16 protein-coding genes are annotated in these 19,540 nt (G+C 53.4%); 9 read left to right on the top strand and 7 right to left on the bottom strand.

Annotation, left to right across the window (positions count from 1 at the left end; translation table 11 throughout):
* The first annotated feature begins 1 nt into the window (after position 1).
* From yicI to FDX19_RS06795, 8 genes are all read left to right on the top strand, one after another.
* Complete coding sequence (yicI, locus tag FDX19_RS06830) at positions 2 to 2,320, top strand: alpha-xylosidase (RefSeq protein WP_137382129.1); 2,319 nt, start codon at positions 2 to 4, stop codon at positions 2,318 to 2,320.
* A 535-nt stretch (positions 2,321 to 2,855) separates the two neighbouring features.
* Complete coding sequence (locus FDX19_RS06825; RefSeq protein ID WP_137382128.1) at positions 2,856 to 4,409, top strand: transcription antiterminator; 1,554 nt, start codon at positions 2,856 to 2,858, stop codon at positions 4,407 to 4,409.
* Positions 4,410 to 4,435: 26 nt separating this feature from the next.
* Positions 4,436 to 4,906 (top strand): PTS sugar transporter subunit IIA, encoded by a 471-nt coding sequence (locus tag FDX19_RS06820; protein ID WP_137382127.1) that lies wholly within the window; start codon positions 4,436 to 4,438, stop codon positions 4,904 to 4,906.
* Positions 4,907 to 4,925: 19 nt separating this feature from the next.
* Positions 4,926 to 5,246, top strand: coding sequence for a PTS fructose transporter subunit IIB (locus FDX19_RS06815; protein WP_137382126.1), 321 nt, complete (start codon positions 4,926 to 4,928; stop codon positions 5,244 to 5,246).
* Between the two features lie 26 nt (positions 5,247 to 5,272).
* On the top strand, positions 5,273 to 6,364 hold the full coding sequence (locus tag FDX19_RS06810) for a PTS fructose transporter subunit IIC (protein WP_137382125.1): 1,092 nt from the start codon (positions 5,273 to 5,275) through the stop codon (positions 6,362 to 6,364).
* Between the two features lie 11 nt (positions 6,365 to 6,375).
* Positions 6,376 to 7,227 (top strand): class II fructose-bisphosphate aldolase, encoded by an 852-nt coding sequence (locus tag FDX19_RS06805; protein WP_137382124.1) that lies wholly within the window; start codon positions 6,376 to 6,378, stop codon positions 7,225 to 7,227.
* 80 nt (positions 7,228 to 7,307) lie between these two features.
* Positions 7,308 to 8,168 carry a ketose-bisphosphate aldolase gene (locus FDX19_RS06800; protein WP_137382123.1) on the top strand — a complete coding sequence of 287 codons (861 nt, stop codon included), beginning with the start codon at positions 7,308 to 7,310 and terminating at the stop codon, positions 8,166 to 8,168.
* A 49-nt stretch (positions 8,169 to 8,217) separates the two neighbouring features.
* Positions 8,218 to 8,895 (top strand): D-lyxose/D-mannose family sugar isomerase, encoded by a 678-nt coding sequence (locus FDX19_RS06795; RefSeq protein ID WP_137382122.1) that lies wholly within the window; start codon positions 8,218 to 8,220, stop codon positions 8,893 to 8,895.
* Positions 8,896 to 8,936: 41 nt separating this feature from the next.
* Here the strand turns inward: FDX19_RS06795 and FDX19_RS06790 are convergent, their stop codons facing one another.
* On the bottom strand, positions 8,937 to 10,646 hold the full coding sequence (locus FDX19_RS06790) for an AsmA family protein (RefSeq protein WP_137382121.1): 1,710 nt from the start codon (positions 10,644 to 10,646) through the stop codon (positions 8,937 to 8,939).
* Positions 10,647 to 10,767: 121 nt separating this feature from the next.
* The gene (gene xanP, locus FDX19_RS06785) at positions 10,768 to 12,159 is read right to left on the bottom strand and encodes a xanthine/proton symporter XanP (protein WP_137382120.1); all 1,392 of its coding nucleotides are present in this window, start codon (positions 12,157 to 12,159) and stop codon (positions 10,768 to 10,770) included.
* A 228-nt stretch (positions 12,160 to 12,387) separates the two neighbouring features.
* Here xanP and gltS point away from each other — a divergent pair, with 228 nt between their 5' ends.
* A complete protein-coding gene (gene gltS / locus FDX19_RS06780; protein ID WP_137382119.1) occupies positions 12,388 to 13,593 on the top strand; it encodes a sodium/glutamate symporter in 1,206 nt (401 codons plus the stop codon).
* Between the two features lie 40 nt (positions 13,594 to 13,633).
* Here gltS and recG read toward each other — a convergent pair whose 3' ends face one another.
* From recG to gmk, 5 genes are read right to left on the bottom strand one after another with little or no spacing between them, the layout of a single operon-like run.
* Positions 13,634 to 15,715 (bottom strand): ATP-dependent DNA helicase RecG, encoded by a 2,082-nt coding sequence (gene recG, locus FDX19_RS06775; RefSeq protein WP_137382118.1) that lies wholly within the window; start codon positions 15,713 to 15,715, stop codon positions 13,634 to 13,636.
* 5 nt (positions 15,716 to 15,720) lie between these two features.
* Entirely contained in the window at positions 15,721 to 16,410 is a 690-nt protein-coding gene (gene trmH / locus FDX19_RS06770) for a tRNA (guanosine(18)-2'-O)-methyltransferase TrmH (RefSeq protein ID WP_137382117.1), read from the bottom strand.
* 6 nt (positions 16,411 to 16,416) lie between these two features.
* Entirely contained in the window at positions 16,417 to 18,531 is a 2,115-nt protein-coding gene (gene spoT, locus FDX19_RS06765) for a bifunctional GTP diphosphokinase/guanosine-3',5'-bis pyrophosphate 3'-pyrophosphohydrolase (RefSeq protein ID WP_137382116.1), read from the bottom strand.
* A gap of 18 nt (positions 18,532 to 18,549) precedes the next feature.
* Positions 18,550 to 18,825: a DNA-directed RNA polymerase subunit omega gene (gene rpoZ, locus FDX19_RS06760; RefSeq protein WP_000135058.1), complete on the bottom strand. Its 276-nt coding sequence runs from the start codon at positions 18,823 to 18,825 to the stop codon at positions 18,550 to 18,552.
* 54 nt (positions 18,826 to 18,879) lie between these two features.
* Entirely contained in the window at positions 18,880 to 19,503 is a 624-nt protein-coding gene (gene gmk, locus FDX19_RS06755) for a guanylate kinase (RefSeq protein ID WP_137382115.1), read from the bottom strand.
* Between the last annotated feature and the right edge of the window lie 37 nt (positions 19,504 to 19,540).

Below are 19,540 nucleotides of genomic sequence, written 5' to 3'. Positions count from 1 at the left end.
GATGAAAATTAGCGACGGAAACTGGCTGACGCAGCCTGGCCTGAATTTAACTCACCCGATTCAGGTGTTCGAGGTTGAACAGCTGGGTAACGAGATGATTGTCTACGTTGCGCCGCGCGATGTGCGTGAACGTACCTGGCAACTGGATACTCCACTCTTCACCCTGCGCTTCTTCTCGCCGCAGGAAGGCGTGGTTGGGGTGCGTATGGAACACTTCCAGGGCGCGCTGGATACCGGCCCGCATTACCCGCTGAACGTGCGGCAGGACGTCAGCGTCGAGATGCGAAACGCCGCTGAATTTGCCGAACTGAAGAGCGGTAATTTGAGCGTGCGGGTCACTAAAGGCGAGTTCTGGTCGCTGGATTTCCTGCGTAACGGTGAACGTATTACCGGCAGCCAGCTGAAAAATAACGGCTACGTGCAGGACACCAACAGCGGGAAAAACTATATGTTTGAACGCCTGGATCTGGGCGTCGGTGAAACGGTGTACGGGCTGGGCGAGCGCTTTACTGCGCTGGTACGTAACGGCCAGACGGTGGAAACCTGGAACCGCGATGGCGGCACCAGTACCGAGCAGTCTTACAAGAACATCCCGTTTTATCTCACCAACCGCGGCTACGGCGTGCTGGTGAACCATCCGCAGTGCGTGTCGTTTGAAATCGGCTCTGAGAAAGTGTCGAAAGTGCAGTTCAGCGTTGAAAGTGAGTATCTGGAATATTTCGTCATCGATGGCCCTACGCCGAAAGCGGTGCTGGATCGCTATACCCGCTTTACCGGCCGTCCGGCGCTGCCGCCAGCTTGGTCGTTCGGTTTGTGGCTGACCACATCGTTCACCACCAATTACGATGAAGCGACGGTGAACAGTTTTATCGACGGGATGGCCGAGCGCAATCTGCCGCTGCACGTCTTCCACTTCGACTGCTTCTGGATGAAGGCTTTCCAGTGGTGCGACTTTGAGTGGGACCCGGTGACCTTCCCGGACCCGGAAGGCATGATCCGTCGCCTGAAGGAGAAAGGGCTGAAGGTCTGCGTCTGGATAAACCCCTATATCGGTCAGAAATCCCCGCTGTTCAATGAACTGAAAGAGAAAGGGTATCTGCTCAAACGTCCGGACGGTTCCCTATGGCAATGGGATAAATGGCAGCCGGGCCTGGCGATTTATGACTTCACCAATCCGCAAGCCTGCGAGTGGTATGCCAACAAGCTGAAAGGGCTGGTGGACATCGGCGTTGACTGCTTCAAAACTGACTTTGGCGAACGCATTCCCACGGACGTGCAGTGGTTTGACGGTGCCGATCCGCAGAAAATACACAACCATTATGCGTACATCTACAACGAACTGGTATGGAATGTGCTGAAAGAGACCGTCGGTGAAGAAGAGGCAGTGCTGTTCGCCCGTTCGGCCTCCGTGGGCGCACAGCAGTTTCCGGTGCACTGGGGCGGTGACTGCTACGCCAACTATGAATCGATGGCCGAAAGCCTGCGCGGCGGGTTGTCTATCGGCCTGTCCGGCTTTGGCTTCTGGAGCCACGATATTGGCGGCTTTGAGAATACCGCCCCGGCGCACGTCTACAAGCGCTGGTGTGCGTTCGGGCTGCTCTCCAGCCACAGCCGCCTGCACGGCAGTAAATCCTATCGTGTGCCATGGGCGTACGATGACGAATCCTGCGATGTGGTGCGCTACTTCACCGAACAGAAATGCCGCATGATGCCGTACCTGTATCGCGAAGCGGCACGCGCCAATGAGCAAGGCACGCCGATGATGCGCGCAATGATGCTGGAGTTCCCGGACGATCCCGCATGTGATTATCTCGACCGCCAGTACATGCTGGGCGATAGCGTGATGGTTGCGCCGGTGTTTAGCGAGGCGGGCGATGTGCAGTTCTACCTGCCGGAAGGACGCTGGACGCATCTGTGGCGTAATGATGAAGTGGTTGGCAGCCGCTGGCATAAGCAGCAGCATGACTTCCTGAGTCTGCCGGTTTATGTGCGCGACAACACACTGCTTGCGCTGGGTAGCAATAACCAGAAGCCGGACTACGCCTGGCACGAAGGGACGGCGTTCCAGCTGTTCCATCTGCAGGAGGATCGGGAGGCGATTTGTGAAGTTCCGGCGGCTGACGGTTCGGTTATCTTCACGCTGAAGGCGACGCGCGCGGGTAATACTCTCACCGTGCAAGGTCGTGGCGAAGCGCGTAACTGGACGCTGTGCCTGCGTAATATTGCGCAGGTTAGCGGCGTGAAGGGCGGCTCATCTGTGGGCAGTGAGTGGGGAGTGGTTGTCACGCCGGAGGCGGATAGGCTGACGATAACCCTATAAGCGCATGTGAACGTGGTGCCGGATGGCGACGCATTGCGTCTTATCTGGCCTACGATGCGTACAGCGTTCCAGATCTGAAAAGAAAAAATATTCTGACTTAAATTTTTACCTATCCATATTTGCGAGCGCTGTCACTCTAATACATGAGAAAAATGTGATCTGCGCCGTAAATATCTCACTATTTCCTCTTTTTGTCTTATTTCTGTCCGGATTACAGGACACGATTTAGTATTGTTGGCGCATCGTAGCCCTCTTATATTTATCATCACGAATTACACGTGGAGCATAAACGCTTCTTTATAACCTAAATAATTCGAGTTGCAGGAAGGCGGCGACACAACGAATCCCCTGAACGTACATAAGTACGTGACTGGGGTGAGCGACAAATCTGTCGGGAACAGATTTGAACGTCGCGGAGCGACGGCCCTTAAGGGCGAGTCTCATGGATGAGACGAGTAACTCAACAGCCAACGTACATGTAGCTTGAAGTATGACGGGTATAGATATTTAATCTGGTATGTAATAAGGGTAAATAATGCAAATGATTACCTCGCGACAAAACAGATTATTAAGGTTTCTTCTGTCCCGGAAGGAATATGTCACGCTGCTGAAAATTGCCGAGTATTTAGCTGTTTCAGAGAAAACAGTACAACGCGATCTGCGTTTGCTGGAACAGTGGTTGTCGGAATGGAAAATAGCCATTGATAAACGTGCTGGCGCAGGTGTGATATTAAGTGCCGATAATATTACCGATCTTTTATATTTAGACCAGTTATTAGGGACGGAGGGTGATGACGCTGATGGCATGATGAATAACTCACGACGCGTCAAGATAGCCTCACAACTATTAAGTGAAACTCCGCATGAAACCTCGATCAGTAAATTATCCGAACGTTATTTCATTAGTAGCGCATCGATTGTTAACGATCTGAAAGTGATTGAGTCCTGGATCACCCCGCTGGGCCTGTCGCTGATTCGCAGCCAGAGCGGTACGCACATTGAAGGTAGCGAGAGCGGCGTGCGCCAGGCGATGGCGTCACTGATCAACGGTGTGATTAACCATAATGAACCCGGTAGTCTGATTTATTCACGCCTGGATCCGGGCAGTTATAAAGCGTTAGTACATTACTTCGGTGAGGAAGACGTTTTATTTGTCCAGACGCTGTTGCAGGAAATGGAGAATGATCTGTGCTGGTCGTTAGGCGAACCTTATTACGTCAATATCTTTACCCATATTCTGATCATGATGTATCGCATCACGCGCGGAAATGCCTTACCGCGAAAAGATGAAAATATCACTTCATGTGATGAGAGCATATTCTCGATTGCCAGCCGTATGATTCAACATATCGAAAAACGCATTGCCCATTCGCTGCCGGAAGACGAAGTTTGGTTTATTTATCAATATATTATCTCTTCTGGTGTGGTGATTGAAGAGCATAACGATGTAAGTGTGATTGGCCATATGCACTCCAGTGATGAAGCGCGGTTGATTACCCATCGACTGATTGCCACCTTCGCCGAGATGGTCGACAGCAATCTCAGTCAGGATAGTGCGCTATATGACGGATTACTGATTCATATTAAGCCGCTGATTAACCGGCTTAACTATCAGATCCGTATCCGCAATCCGCTGCTGGAGGATATCAAAGGCGAGCTGCAGGACGTCTGGCGGTTGACCCAGTGCGCGGTGAATCGGGTGTTTAGCCGTTGGGGCGAGCGGGCGGTATCGGAAGATGAGGTGGGATATCTTACCGTCCACTTTCAGGCGGCAATGGAGCGCCAGATGGCGCGTAAGCGTGTGCTGTTGGTCTGTTCGACCGGTATTGGCACCTCCCATCTACTCAAGAGCCGCATTCTGCGTGCCTTTCCGGACTGGACCATTGTCGGCGTGGTGTCGGCAGGTAGTTTGCCCTCAGTGCTGACGGACGATATTGAATTGGTGGTGTCGACCATTAATTTACCCGCTATTGCTATGCCTGTCGTGTATGTCACCGCCTTCTTCAATGATGCGGATATTAAGCGGGTAACGGAAACGGTTATTACTGAAAAATTACATCGGGCGACGTCACTGGTCGTTGAAAATTAATGTCTGAACTCCATGAGGTATGATTGATGGATATAACGAAAATACTCAATACGAATCGCGTTATTTTGGACATGAAAGCGACAAACAAAACGGAGGTGATTGAGGAACTGACAGATATTCTGCAAAAAGATGGTGCTATCAGCTGTCGGGAAACGTTTATTCAGGATGTCTGGCAGCGTGAATCTGAGGGCTCAACCGGCTTCGAAAACCATATTGCGATCCCGCACGGAAAATCATCAGCGGTGATCAATACGACGCTGGCTATTGGGCGTACCCGGCAGGATATTCCCTGGGAAACCCTGGACGGCAGCAACGTGCGCTGCATTATTTTGTTTGCCGTCCGTCTTGAAGATCAGAACACCACGCATATTCGTCTGCTCTCGCAGGTTGCCGGAGCACTGGCTGACGAAGATATTATTGAACAATTACTTGTCGAAAGCAGTCCACAAAAAATTATTGAGCTATTTAGCCAATATGCTGAATCCAATGTCTGCTAAATAAAAAGTGGAGCATGTTATGAATATTGTTTGTGTTGCCGCCTGTACGGCGGGTATTGCGCACACCTATATTGCCCGTGAGAAGTTAATTAAAGGTGCCAAAGCGCTTGGTCATAATATAAAAGTTGAAACCCAGGGCACCATTGGTACAGAAAACGAACTGCTGACAGAAGATATTTCTGCGGCTGATGTCGTGATTCTTGCTGTCGATGTAAAAATAAAAGGGGAGGAACGATTTTCAAATAAACGCATTGTGCGAGTGAAAACCGAAATCGTCATAAAATCACCGATTCAGTTTCTTGAAAAGGTTGAAAAATCATTAGTTAACACAAACCAGTAGCGATCCTCATTCTGGAGGGGTTTCACATGAGTGAAAATAAAATTCCGCTATCTCAGGAAATAAAAAGACATTTATTAACGGGAATTTCGTGGATGATCCCGTTAATTGTTGCCGCCGGGATTTGTATTGCTCTCGGGCAAATACTTGGTGGCACTAACGTGGGTGAAAAAACAGGGACCATACCCTGGATGCTCAACCAGATAGGCGGTTGGGGGATGGGGCTGATTGTACCGCTGATTAGCGCGGCGATTGCCTACTCCATTGCCGATCGCCCCGGATTCGCGCCGGGTCTGATTGTCGGTTTTGTCTGTGGCGAAATTCATACCGGTTTTATTGGCGGAATGCTTGGCGGGTTTCTGGTTGGCTACACCGTTCTGCTGTTGAAACGTTATATCCGTTTACCACAGTCAATGCAGGGTCTGATGCCCATCATGGTGCTACCGGTGTTGAGTACCGTGATTGGCGGCCTGTTGATGATGACGCTGATCGGCAAGCCGATTGCCTGGCTGCAGGATGCGTTGATTCATCTGTTGGAGTCCATGCAGGGTGGGTCCCGTTTTCTGATGGGGGCGATCATCGGCGCAATGGCGACATTCGATTTCGGCGGACCGGTAAATAAAACCATGTCGCTGTTTGCGGATGGCATGCTGGTTAGCGGCGTGTATGGTCCTGAAGCGGTCAAGTTTGTCGGGTCAATGATTCCACCGTTCGGCATTACGCTCTCCTTCCTGCTGACGCGCCACAAGTACACCCGTGCGGAGCGCGAGGCGCTGAAGGCGGCATTCCCGATGGGGATCTGCATGATTACCGAAGGCGTTATACCGATTGCGGCGCGTGACCTGTTGCGCGTGGTCGGGTCCTGTGTGGTGGCATCAGCGGTGGCGGGCGGCTTGATTATGGTATGGGGTGTCGAAAGTCCGGTTCCGCACGGCGGCATGTTCGTGGTCCCACTCTTCACGCACCCGCTACTGTTTTGTCTGGCATTGGGGATCGGTACGGTGATTTGCGGTGTGATGCTCTCACTGTGGAAGAAACCGGTGACTGAGCGTGACGAGGAGTTTGACGAACTCAGCGATCAGAAGCTGAAAGACGAAGAAATCACCTTCACCCTGGAATAACCGGAGGCCGTATGTTTGCCGATATGAAAAGCATGGTGACCAAAGCCTGGCGCGAGCAGTACGCGCTGCTGGCCATCAACTGTATGAACCTGGAAAGCGCCCGTGCGGCGGTACGGGTGGCTGAGAAACACCGTGCGCCCATTATTCTGAATCTGTATCAGGGGCATCTGGACCATTTTCCGGCCCCGATAGCCGCTGCGGTCGTCAAAACGCTTGCGGAGGAAGCCTCGGTGCCAGTTGTGCTGGCACTGGACCACGGCAAAGATCCTGTACGCATCCGCCAGGCTTTTCGCGCCGGGTTTAGTGGCTTGATGATCGACGCTTCGGCGTTTGCGCTGGAAGAAAATATTCGTCAGACCCGTGCGGTTGTGGATCTGGCTGCCAGCGTCTCGCTGTGTGTGGAAGGTGAGTTGGGCCATCTTGCCGATGCTCCACGCTACGACCACGCGACGAACGTTGATTTGATGACCCAGGCTGCTGACGTTGGGCCGTTTATCCAGCAGACCGGGATCGACGTGCTGGCGGTGTCGGTCGGTACGGCACACGGCATGTACGCGCCGGGTGTGACACCGGCGATTGATTTCCAGCGTCTTGAAGAGATTGCCCGTTTATCGACGGTGCCACTGGCGCTACATGGCGGCAGCGGGACGCCGTTTGACCAGCTACAGCGTTGTCCGATGTTTGGTGTCGCCAAAATTAACGTTGGCGCAGCGGTTTTTGAAGCTGGAAAAGCAGCATTGCTCCATACCTTGTGTCGCGACAAATCCTGTGAACTTGTTGATGCCCTGGCCCTGATGGAACAGGCCTGCGAAGAAGCCATTATTCCGTACCTGCAGGCCTGCGGCGCTATCGGCAAAGCCTGATTCATTTTCTGTAACGCCTTCTATGCCTCTGCGATAACGCACTGGCAGGGCTTTCTACACCCTGAAACTGGAGAGTTAACATGTTAGTTTCGATGAAAGAATTACTGCAGCCTACCCGTCAGCACGGTTTTGCCATTGGCGCCTTCAACGTGGCGGATAGCTGCTTTGTGCGTGCAGTGGTCGAAGAGGCGGAAGCAACCAATACGCCGGCGATTATCTCGATTCACCCCAGCGAGCATGATTTCGTCGGCGATGCGTTTTTTAGCTATGTCCGCGATATCACGATGCGCAGCCCTGTACCGTTTACTCTGCATCTGGACCATGGGGCGTCGGTGGAACATGTCCTGCGGGCGATTCAGTGTGGGTTTACCTCGGTGATGATCGACGGTTCGCTGCTGCCTTATGAGGAAAACGTGGCCCTGACCCGCGAAGTGGTCAAACTGGCGCATGCGGTAGGTGTCTCGGTTGAGGGGGAGCTGGGAACGATTGGCCAGACCGGAACGTCAGTGGAAGGCGGCGTATCAAAAGTCACCTACACCGATCCTGCTCAGGCGCAGGACTTTATCGCCCGTACAGGCGCCGACACGCTGGCGGTAGCGATTGGTACTGCCCACGGGATCTACCCGAAAGGAATGCAGCCAGAACTGCAAATGAACATTCTGCGTGATATCGCCGGGCGGCTGGATATTCCGCTGGTGCTGCACGGCGGCTCGGCGAACCCGGATGCGGAGATTGCCGAATCCGTCACGCTGGGCGTGGGCAAAATCAATATTTCCAGCGATATGAAGTATGCCTACTTCCAGAAGGTGCGTGAAATTCTGGCGAAAGAAACCTGGTGGGACCCGAACGTGATTTACCCGGAAGCGATTAGCGCCGCACGGGATGTGATCCGCCATAAAATGAAGCTGTTTGGATCTACTGGCAAAGCATCACTTTACTAACGGCATGCAGGCGGGGAAACCCGCCTCTTTCGCAACAAGGAAAAGTGGAATGAAGCGTTCACACATTAATTATGCCGTCGATAAAGCGCATGCCATCGCCGAAACTTTTCGGATCTGTTTGCCTGATTTTGCGTATTTTACGGTCGATGCCTGGCGGCAACAGGATCAAACTCTGTGGCGTGAAGTGCGCGATCTCCAGCTGGGCTGGGATGTCACCGATTTTGGTCGTGGTGATTTTGCGCAAACCGGGCTCACGCTGCTGACGTTGCGCAATGGCGTGTTGGGTTCGGCAAACTACCCCAAACCGTATGCCGAAAAGATGCTGCAAATTCAGCAGGATCAACAAACGCCGTGGCATTTTCACACCCATAAAATGGAAGATATTGTCAATCGCGGCGGCGGTGATTTATGTATGCAGCTGGCATGGGCCACGCCCGATGCGCAGTATGACGCGCAGCGTATTATTGAGGTTAGTGTGGATGGTCAGCGGCGAACCGTTAAGCCCGGCGAAACGCTGGTGCTGAAACCAGGGCAAGGCATCTGTCTGCCACCCCGTCTGTATCATCGTTTCTGGGCTGAGAAAGCGTTTGTATTGGGCTGGGAAATCTCAATGGTGAATGACGACCGGCACGATAACCACTTTCTTGAGCCTGGGGGACGCTTCCCGGCGATAGAAGAGGACGAGCCGGTGAAATGGTTGTTGTGCAGTGAATATATTCGTTTATGAGCGGGAGTAGGCCCGGTAAGCGAAGCGCCACCGGGCAATAATCACTGCGCAAGTGGTGGCGCTGTGACTTCACTACCGAATACCACGCCCGCCTGCATGGTTTGCGTTACCTGCTGTTTCTCCACGTTTACCGCATGCAACTGACCGTTGACCGTTGGCTTGAGCGGCGCATCGGCCTGAATATTGCCGCTGGCGGTAAGCTGGATGTTGCCATCGCCGGAAAGCGGCAGTGCGGGCCAGCCCCACTGCTGCAGGATCGTCATTGGCACGCCGCGCCCGTTCAGGCTGACCTGCGTCTGGCGCTGAGGCAGTTGCGAAATGCTGGCGGTCGCCTCCAGCAGCCCTTTTTCCGTATAGGCACTTAGCTCGCTGATATTGATCGTGCTGCTGTTCGCGGCGAGGGCCAGAGAAGGTCGGCGCACGTCGGTACGGTTAAACGTCGCAGCTGCGGCATTGAGCGTGGCGCTACCACTCCAGATACCCCACTGATTATTTTGTACCAACCCGAGGTTGGCGCCATAACCGTCCAGTGCGGTGAGCTGCCATGGGAACAGAGGATCGATATCGATAATCAGGTTACGGCTGGCGCTGAATTTTTTTAGCGTCAGGCTGTTTAGCCAGGAAGGCAGGGGTTTCATCCACCGTTGCTTCCAGTTTTCCGGCAGCGTGTATTCCAGCCCGGCAATGGCAACATCGTCGAGGACTAGCGCCTTGTTACTACGCAACCAGTTACCGGATGTTCTGACCATACCGCCTTCCCAGCGCGTGGTGAACTGGCGTAGTGCAATGCCCTGCGGTGAGAATTCGGCATTCAGAATGGGATCGAAAAAGTGCAGTGAACCGTAGATAAACTCACTGGCGTTCATCGACAGCTTCCCTTCCTGAGTTTGCCAGTCGTCCTTGCTGAAGGTCATATTGCGCAAACTCAGATCGAGGTCTGTTACTGCCCAGTCAGGACCTTGCAGACGGGCATCAGTCACCTCAAGACGACCAATTTGCAGGGACGGAATCGTGGTTAGCGGTGCGAAAAAATCGACCAGTGATTTATCACTTTGTAGCCGGATATCATTTAACCGCAGATTCTCCACGACCCAGCTGCCATCAGCATTGCGCTGCGCCACGCCGGTTAATGCCCCACGCGCCACGTCTGCGCCAATATTGCTAAGCGTCACCCGGTCATGGTCGATGCTGCCTTCGATTAGCACGTTGGTGGTGGGAACGTCGTTAAGCGTTAATGAACTGGCGCTGAGCTGAATTTGCGCTTTGTTGCCGAGAATTTTACCCGCCTCAGGGTTCCAGGGAATAACACCGCCGTTCACGCGTTGCGCGCTCAGGTTCCACTCACTGCCGGGGCTGTTTAGTGCCATATCCTGTAACTGCAGGCGATCGGCCTGGAACGGAAGCGGCGCAGTGTGTTGAGAAAGATTGAGCGTACCGTTTTGCAACAAGATGGTGTCAACGTGCAACGGGTCGGTGATCTGACGACTGCTCAGGCCAATATCAACCGTTTTTGCGACCAGCGTGGCAGGTTGCCCATCACGACCAAAAGTGACATTTTTCAACAGAATATGGGATGGGGAGGAAAATCGGTGATCGATGGCATCAAAAGCCAGGTGGTAGCTGCTGTTCTCTGATACCCAGGCGCTGACATGCTCCGCACCCCAACGGGTTTGCAGTAGAAAATAAAGGCCGAGGATCGCCACTGCACAGGCGATCAGCACGTAAATAAGCAGCTTTCCAATAAATTTCATGGTCTTCCATCCCGCGAAGTGCACATAGTCAAGTTATGCACGATTTACGCGCAATCCTCAAGGCGGGAATGGTGAAAGAGCGTTACAGCGGCGTTGATTCAGAATCAACGCCGCATTTCGCTTACGCTTTCTCTGGCGGGAAAATCAGGTTCAGAACAATAGCGGTAATACCGCCAGCAGCAATGCCGGAAGAGAGCAGGTTTTTTACCCAGTCAGGCGCAAACTGCAGGATCAGCGGTTGCTGGGAGACGCCGAGACCAACAGCCAGCGACAGTGCGATAATCAGGATGGCGCGGCGGTTCAGCGGTTCACGTGACACGATGCGTACCCCGGAGGCGGCGATAGTCCCGAACATCACCAGCGTTGCCCCGCCCAGAACAGGTTCAGGGATATGTTGTACAAAGCCACTGACTGCCGGGAACAGACCCAGCCCGATCAGCATCAGCGCCACCACAAAACCAACATAGCGGCTGGCAACGCCGGTTAACTGGATGACCCCATTATTCTGACCGAAGCAGGAGTTCGGGAAGGTGTTGAATACGGCGGAAACAAACGAGTTCAGGCCGTTCGCCAGTACTCCGCCTTTCAGACGTTTCATGTACAGCGGACCCGAGACCGGTTGTTCGGAGACATCGGAGGTTGCCGTAATATCACCGATGGTCTCCAGCGAGGTGATCATAAAGACCAGCATCAGCGGTAGCAGTAAGCTCCAGTCGATACCCAGACCGTAGTACAGCGGCGTTGGTACCATGATCAGATCCTGACTTACCGGCGCGGTATTTTGCGGCAACATGCCCATAAACCAGGCCAGCAGGTAGCCTGCAGCCATGGCAATCACCAGTGACGCAACGCGCAGGTATGGGTTGCGCTGGCGATTAAGAATGATAATCAGCGCCAGCACGACACCAGCTAGCATCAAATTCTTCGGTGCGCCAAAGGTGTTGTCGCTCATTGCCGCGTAGCCGCCGCCAATCGATGTCAGGCCCACCTGAATCAGTGACAAACCAATGATCATCACTACCACCCCTGAGACCAGCGGAGTAATAATACGACGAGCCAGATGTAGTACACGCGAGATAACCATCTCGGTGCAGCTTGCCAGCATCAGTGTGCCAAACAACGCCGCCATCATGGTTGGGATATCGGCGCCACCGGTTTTTAGCGCCGTACCGCCCATAATCAGCGGCGCAACAAAGTTAAAGCTGGTGCCCTGAATGGATAACAGCCCTGAACCTACCGGTCCCCAGGCTTTGATCTGAATGATAGAAGCCACGCCGGAAGCGAACAGCGACATACTGATAATGTGTTGAGTATCCTGAGCCGGCAAGCCGAGCGCCTGGCAGATTAACAGAGCAGGCGTGATCACCGCGACGAACATGGCCAGCAGGTGCTGACAGGCGGCAAACAGGGTTTGGGCTAGCGGGGGGCGATCTTCAAGACGGTAAATCAGTTCACTGTTGTGAGTCTGCGCAACCGGTTGCGCATTTGTCGACTCTACGGCGTTAACGGACATCAGAGGCAATCCCATGGTGGAAAAGCGGTGATTTTATCTGACCAGGACAGAAAAGCAAACGTTTGCGAGTAACTATTCTTAATATTTAAAACGGATAAACAAACATTTTTATATAACTTTTCATCATTTTCTGCTTAAAATCCACCCCGATAACTCATTAAGAGCTAAAAATCGACCTGGAATGAATCGTGCGTAGCAGAACTGCAAAGCGCACTAATGGAGCTGTATATGTTTTACCTCGATACATTATCAACACTGGTTGCTGCAACCCTGGTGTTGCTGCTGGGGCGTAAGCTCGTCCAGTCTGTCTCTTTCCTGAAAAAATATACGATTCCCGAACCTGTAGCAGGTGGATTGCTGGTGGCGATCGCGTTGCTGGTGCTGAAAAAAAGCATGGGCTGGGAGGTCAATTTTGATATGACGTTGCGCGATCCGCTGATGCTGGCGTTCTTCGCAACTATCGGCCTGAACGCCAATATTGCCAGCCTGCGCGCGGGTGGCCGCGTGGTGGGCATCTTTCTGATTGTGGTTGTTGGGCTGCTATTAATGCAGAACGCTATCGGTATCGGGATGGCAAGCCTGCTGGGTCTCGACCCGCTGATGGGCCTGATTGCCGGTTCGATAACGCTCTCTGGTGGGCACGGAACTGGAGCGGCGTGGAGCAAGCTGTTTATTGAACGCTATGGTTTCGCTAATGCAACTGAAGTGGCAATGGCATGCGCAACGTTCGGCCTGGTGCTGGGCGGCTTGATCGGTGGGCCTGTTGCGCGCTATCTGGTAAAACACTCCACGACTCCGGACGGTATGCCGGACGATCAGGCAGTACCGACTGCGTTTGAAAAGCCAGATGTTGGGCGCATGATCACCTCGCTGGTGCTGATTGAAACTATCGCGCTGATTGCTATCTGCCTGACGGTGGGCAAAATCGTTGCGCAAATGTTGGTGGGAACGGTGCTGGAACTGCCGACTTTCGTCTGCGTACTGTTTGTCGGTGTGATCCTGAGTAATGGTCTGGCGCTACTGGGCTTTTATCGGGTGTTTGAGCGTGCGGTTTCGGTGCTTGGTAACGTCAGTTTGTCGCTGTTCCTGGCAATGGCGTTAATGAGCCTCAAGCTGTGGGAACTGGCCTCGCTGGCGCTGCCAATGCTGGCAATCCTTGTCGTACAGACCATTTTCATGGCGCTGTATGCGATTTTTGTCACCTGGCGCCTGATGGGTAAGAACTACGATGCGGCGGTGCTGGCTGCCGGGCACTGTGGCTTTGGCCTTGGCGCAACGCCGACAGCGATTGCTAACATGCAGGCGATTACCGAACGTTTTGGTCCATCACATATGGCGTTTCTGGTGGTGCCGATGGTGGGGGCGTTCTTTATCGATATCGTCAATGCACTGGTAATTAAGCTGTATCTGCTGTTGCCGATTTTTGCGCAATAAAGGCCGTGCGGCGGTGTGATAACCGCCGCGATGAAGAGGGTTATGCGTTGGAGTAGCGTTCAGTTTCCGGCATCCAGCGCTCTATCAGCGCCACTGCCTGCTGTGGATAACGTTCGTGAATATGGCGGGCAATGCGCTGAACTTCCGGAATAATTGCCTGATCGCGCAGTAAATCCGCCACCTTAAATTCCGCCGTTCCGGTCTGGCGTGTACCCAGCAGCTCACCGGGGCCGCGGATCTCCAGATCTTTTTGCGCAATAACGAATCCGTCGTTGCTGTCTCGCAGCACCTGCAGACGCTTTTGCGCTGTTTTTGACAGCGGTGATTTGTACAGCAGGACGCAGTGAGAAGCGACTGCACCGCGACCGACGCGGCCGCGCAGCTGGTGTAACTGCGCTAAACCCAGACGCTCCGGGTTTTCAATAATCATCAGGCTGGCGTTAGGTACGTCTACGCCAACTTCAATCACTGTAGTGGCGACCAGCAGATGCATTTCGCCCTGTTTAAACGCAGCCATGACAGACAGCTTCTCTGCAGGTTTCATGCGCCCGTGCACCAGACCAATATTAAGCTCCGGCAGAGCGAGTTTAAGTTCTTCCCACGTGGCCTCTGCTGCCTGGGCCTCCAGTAAATCAGACTCTTCGATCAACGTGCAGACCCAGTACGCCTGACGTCCTTCGTGCGTGCAGGCGTTACGCACACGGTCAATAATGTCGCTGCGGCGGGTATCCGGAATCGCGACGGTGGTGACCGGTGTACGTCCCGGAGGCAGTTCATCAATCACTGATGTGTCGAGATCGGCATAGGCGGTCATCGCCAGCGTGCGTGGGATTGGCGTGGCGGTCATGATTAGCTGGTGTGGGTGGAAACCCTGCTGCTGACCTTTCTCCCACAGCGCCAGACGCTGATGCACACCGAAGCGGTGCTGTTCGTCGATGATAACCAATGCCAGACCGTTGAACTGAACCTGTTCCTGGAAAATAGCGTGAGTGCCGACAATCATCTGTACCTGGCCGCTGGCAATAGCTTCCTGCTGTGCCTGACGTGCTTTACCCTTTTGCTTGCCGGCCAGCCAGCCCACTTCAACTCCCAGCGGTGCAAACCAGTTGCGGAAGTTATTTGCATGCTGCTCAGCCAACAGTTCGGTGGGGGCCATCAGCGCAACTTGCTTGCCATGTGCAATTGCCCGTAGAGCAGCAAGTGCCGCAACCAGCGTTTTTCCGGAACCAACATCACCCTGTACCAGTCGCATCATCGGGACATCCAGCGCCATGTCGCGTTCAATCTCGGCGGTTACCCGCGCCTGTGCGCCGGTTGGCTTAAAGGGGAGGGCTGCCAGTAGCTTATTTTTCAGCGTATCGTTCGCGCTCAGCGGCTGGGCGTGAAAACGCTGGGCTCCGGCGCGTAACGCCAACATGCTGAGGTTGTGGGCCAGCAGTTCTTCCAGAATCAAACGTCGCTGTGCCGGATGTTGTCCGGTTTCCAGATCGCTTAGCTGGAGTGACGGTGGTGGACGGTGCAGCGTGCGCAGAGCTTCTGGCAGGCTCATCATCCCTTGTAGTAATTCCGGTGGTAGCAGTTCGGTAATGGCACAGGTATCAAGCAAATCCAGCGCCTGATCGGTCAGTTTACGCAGCGTTGCCTGCTTCACGCCTTCGGTTGTCGGGTAAACCGGAGTGAGCGTTTCCTGGAGTTCTGGCGTACTGAGATCGCCCTGTACGCGATATTCCGGATGGATCATCTCGGCGCCATATTTCCCACGTTTAGCTTCGCCATAGGCCAGCACCCGTCTTCCGGTCGCGAGGCTATTTTTCATCGCGGCGCTGAAATTGAAGAAGCGCATCGTCAGAATACCCGAACCATCGCTTATCTGGCAGGTCATCATCCGGCGGCCACCGAAGGTGATATTGCAGTTCAACACTTCGCCTTCAACGGTGGCGTAGACGCCAGGCAAGAGTTCGCCAATTGGGTAAAGATGAGTACGATCTTCGTAGCGCAGAGGAAGGTGTAACAGGAGATCCTGCACGGTGTACAGGCCAATTTTAGCCAGTTTACTGCTTTGTGCTGCGCCAACGCCCGTCAGAGAGTTGAGTGGGATAGCATCCAGTAAACCGCCTTTCATCGTGTTTATCTCGCAGACTGCATAGTGGCCCACCACGTTGCATCGGCTTCAATTTCGCCCTGCGTATTCACGTGGGGATAGGGGAGTCCTTTGCGCTTCGCCACATTGGCCAGCACTGGATATCCCCCTTCAAACAGCAAACGTTGCTGTTCGTCTTCCGGCAGCATGCTGTTTTCTCGTTGGTACATCCCGGCGTTTTGCCGCTGGCGTTGTGCTTCGTACAGAATCAGCGCTGAGGCGACCGAGACATTCAGCGACTGCACCATACCAATCATCGGAATGATGATGTCCTGATCTGCCAGATCTAATGCTTCCTGGGTGATACCGGTTTTTTCCTGGCCCATCAGGATGCAGGTTGGTCGCGTGTAATCAATCTCGCGGAAGTCGACAGCTTTGTCAGAGAGGTGAGTGGCCAGAATTTGCATGCCCTGACTTTTTAACTGCGTGACCGCATCGCCGATAGTGCGGTGAGTTTTCACCTGCACCCAACTGTTGCTGCCCGCGGCAGAGGAAGCCATGGTGCGCATACGACTACCCGGCCAGACGGCGTGGACTTCATGCACGCCGACGGCATCCGCGGTACGAATGATCGCAGAAACGTTATGAGGTTTGTGGACCTGCTCCATGCAGACAGTCAGATCAGGCTGACGCCGCGCGAGCATTTCGCGGATACGTGCATAACGCTGTTCATTCATAAAAGACTAGTTTCTGTTACGGGTGACTTTAATCACGTCCGGCATGACGCGGATTTTGCGCATAATGTTCGCCAGGTGCACGCGATCGCGGGCAGTGAGGCGAATAAAGGCGCTGTAGACGCGGCCATCTTTCTCTTCAGTATTCAGACTTTGAATATTGGAGGTGGTCGTGTTGATTGCCGCCGTCAGGTTTGCCAGAGCACCCTGGTGGTTAAACATATCCACCTTAATCTCAGTGATGAATTCCTGCTCGGTCTCCTTATCCCATTCAACCGCCATAAACTTCTCAGGCTCTTTCTGGTAGCCACGGATGTTACGGCAGGACTCATGGTGGATCACCAGACCTTTGCCCGGACTGACGTGGGCAATGATTGGATCGCCAGGAATTGGACGGCAGCATTTTGCGAAGGTGATCAGCACGCCGTCTGCGCCTTTAATTGGCAGATGACCATGACCAGATTGTGCTGGCGCATTTGCCGGCACCTCACCCTGCTGAAGGTTTTTCGCAACGACCACGCTCATGGCGTTACCCAGGCCGATTTCAGCTAACAGATCGTCAAGCGTGGCGAGCTTCATGCGCTCAAGCTCACGCTGGATGCTCTCTGGCGGGATCTCTGCCAGTTTACGGCTACCGCCTAAGGCATGGTTGAGCAGACGACGACCCAGACTGACGGAATCATCGCGCTTAAGGTTTTTCAGCAGTTGGCGAATTTTGGCGCGCGCTTTCGAACTGACCACGAAGTTGAGCCATGCAGCATTCGGACGTGCGCCCGGCGCGGTAATGATTTCAACGGTTTGGCCACTGGAGAGCGGCTGCGAAAGTGGGTAAGGCTGCCTGTCGACGCGGGCACCAACGCAGGCGTGACCGATATCGGTATGCACAGCATAGGCGAAGTCGACAGGTGTTGCACCGGCAGGCAATTCGACAATTCGCCCTTCCGGTGTGAAAACATAAATCTCATCCGGGAAGAGATCAGATTTGACGCTTTCAATAAATTCAAACGAGCTACCGGCGCTCTGCTGCAGTTCCAGCAGACTTTGCATCCAGCGCTGAGCGCGGATTTGTGCAGTGGTGCTGCTTTCACCGCCGTGCTCTTTATACGCCCAGTGCGCTGCGACCCCCATCTCCGCCATCTGGTCCATGTCTTCAGTACGAATCTGTACTTCTACCGGGACGCCGTGTGGGCCGATCATTGAGGTGTGCAAAGACTGATATCCGTTCGCTTTCGGAATGGCGATATAGTCTTTAACGCGACCAGGACGAGGTTTGTACAGGCTATGCATCTGGCCGAGTACGCGATAGCAGGTGTCGGAATCATGAACAATAACGCGGAAAGCGTAAATATCCATGATCGAGTGAAAACGCTGCTCTTTGAGTACCATCTTGCAATAGATAGAGTACAGATGCTTTTCGCGTCCGCTTACACGACATGGAATGCCAGCCTCTTGTAAACGCCCTTCGATTTCTGAGAGGATTTTTTGGATCATCTCTTTGCGGTTGCCGCGAGCGGCTTTAACCACTTCTTTAATCACGCGATAGCGGTTCGGGTACAGCGCTTCAAACCCCAGCTCTTCCAGCTCGGTTTTTATATGATGAATACCTAAACGGTGTGCCAGCGGACTGTAGATTTCGAGGGTTTCACGGGCGATGCGGCGACGTTTATCCGGGCGTAATGAGCCCAGTGTGCGCATGTTGTGGGTACGGTCGGCAAGTTTGATGAGAATGACGCGGATATCCTGCACCATCGCCATAATCATCTTGCGGAAGTTTTCGGCCTGCGCCTCTTTCTTATCGCGAAACTTAAGCTTATCAAGCTTTGATACCCCTTCTACCAGTTCAGCAACGCTTTTACCAAAAAGCTGTTCCATATCCTGGTAGGTGGCAGGGGTATCTTCAATCACGTCATGCAGCAGTGCAGCCATTAGCGTTTCATAGTCGAGTTTCATCTCGGCCAGAATGCAGGCTACCGCTACCGGGTGCGTGATATAGGGTTCACCGCTTGAACGTGTTTGGCCCTCGTGAGCGTCACGTGCAACGAGATACGCCTGCCGAAGACGCTTAATCTGGTCTTCCGGCAGGTAGTTTTGAATCAGTTGATTCAGGCTTTCAAACAGATACAAGGGCGACCCGCTTTGTGATTAACGACGACCTTCAGCAATAGCGGTAACGGCTTGTAATTCAGCGGCTTCCTGCTCTTGCTGTTCCTGGCGCTCACGTACGTCGAGGATCTGGTTGTTGATCAGACCTTCTTCGATTTCGCGCAGCGCGATTACGGTAGTTTTATCGTTTTCTTCCGGTACGAGCGGATCCTTTCCGCCTACCTGCATCTGACGAGCGCGACGCGCGGCGACCAGTACCAGGTCAAAACGGTTACCAATTTTCTCTACAGCGTCCTGAACAGTTACGCGTGCCATACTTAAAATGCTCCACAGGTGAAGAAATGACTGGGCATGATACTGAATGTGGGTTCAGTCTGCCAACAGTTTGCTGATTAAAGCGTCATGACGCTGCTTTTGGCGGCTCATGCGCAGACGTTCGGCGCGAATGATGGTTTTCAAATCGCCCAGGGCAGTATCGAAATCATCATTCACAATAAGATAATCATATTCGGCGTAATGGCTCATTTCTGCAACAGCTTGCGCCATACGTTTTGCGATCACTTCTTCGCTATCCTGCCCGCGGCCGCGGAGACGGCGGTCCAGTTCAATCTTAGAAGGTGGCAAAATAAAAATGCTACGTGCATGCGGCATTTTTTCACGAATTTGCTGTGCACCTTGCCAGTCGATATCTAAAAAGACATCTACACCGGATGCTAATACTTGCTCAATCGTCTCACGCGAAGTGCCGTAATAATTGCCGAATACCTCAGCGTGTTCCAGGAACGCATCTCTGCCAATCATGGTTCTGAATTCGTCATGGTTCACAAAGAAATAGTGTTCACCATGCACTTCCCCCGGGCGCGGTGCGCGCGTGGTGTGTGAAACAGAAACCTGGGTGTCATACAACGGTTGGGTCTTTAATAAAGCCTGAATCAGGCTGGATTTACCCGCGCCACTGGGGGCAGAAACAATATAAAGCGTGCCTTGAGCCATGAGTATCTTAATGTATGTGATTGTCGAAAGAGAGCCT

The sequence above is a fragment of the Citrobacter sp. wls619 genome (assembly GCF_005281345.1).
Classification (GTDB): domain Bacteria; phylum Pseudomonadota; class Gammaproteobacteria; order Enterobacterales; family Enterobacteriaceae; genus Citrobacter.
The sequence above is the reverse complement of the archived record's forward strand: the minus strand, read 5'-3'. Positions and strand labels throughout refer to the sequence as shown.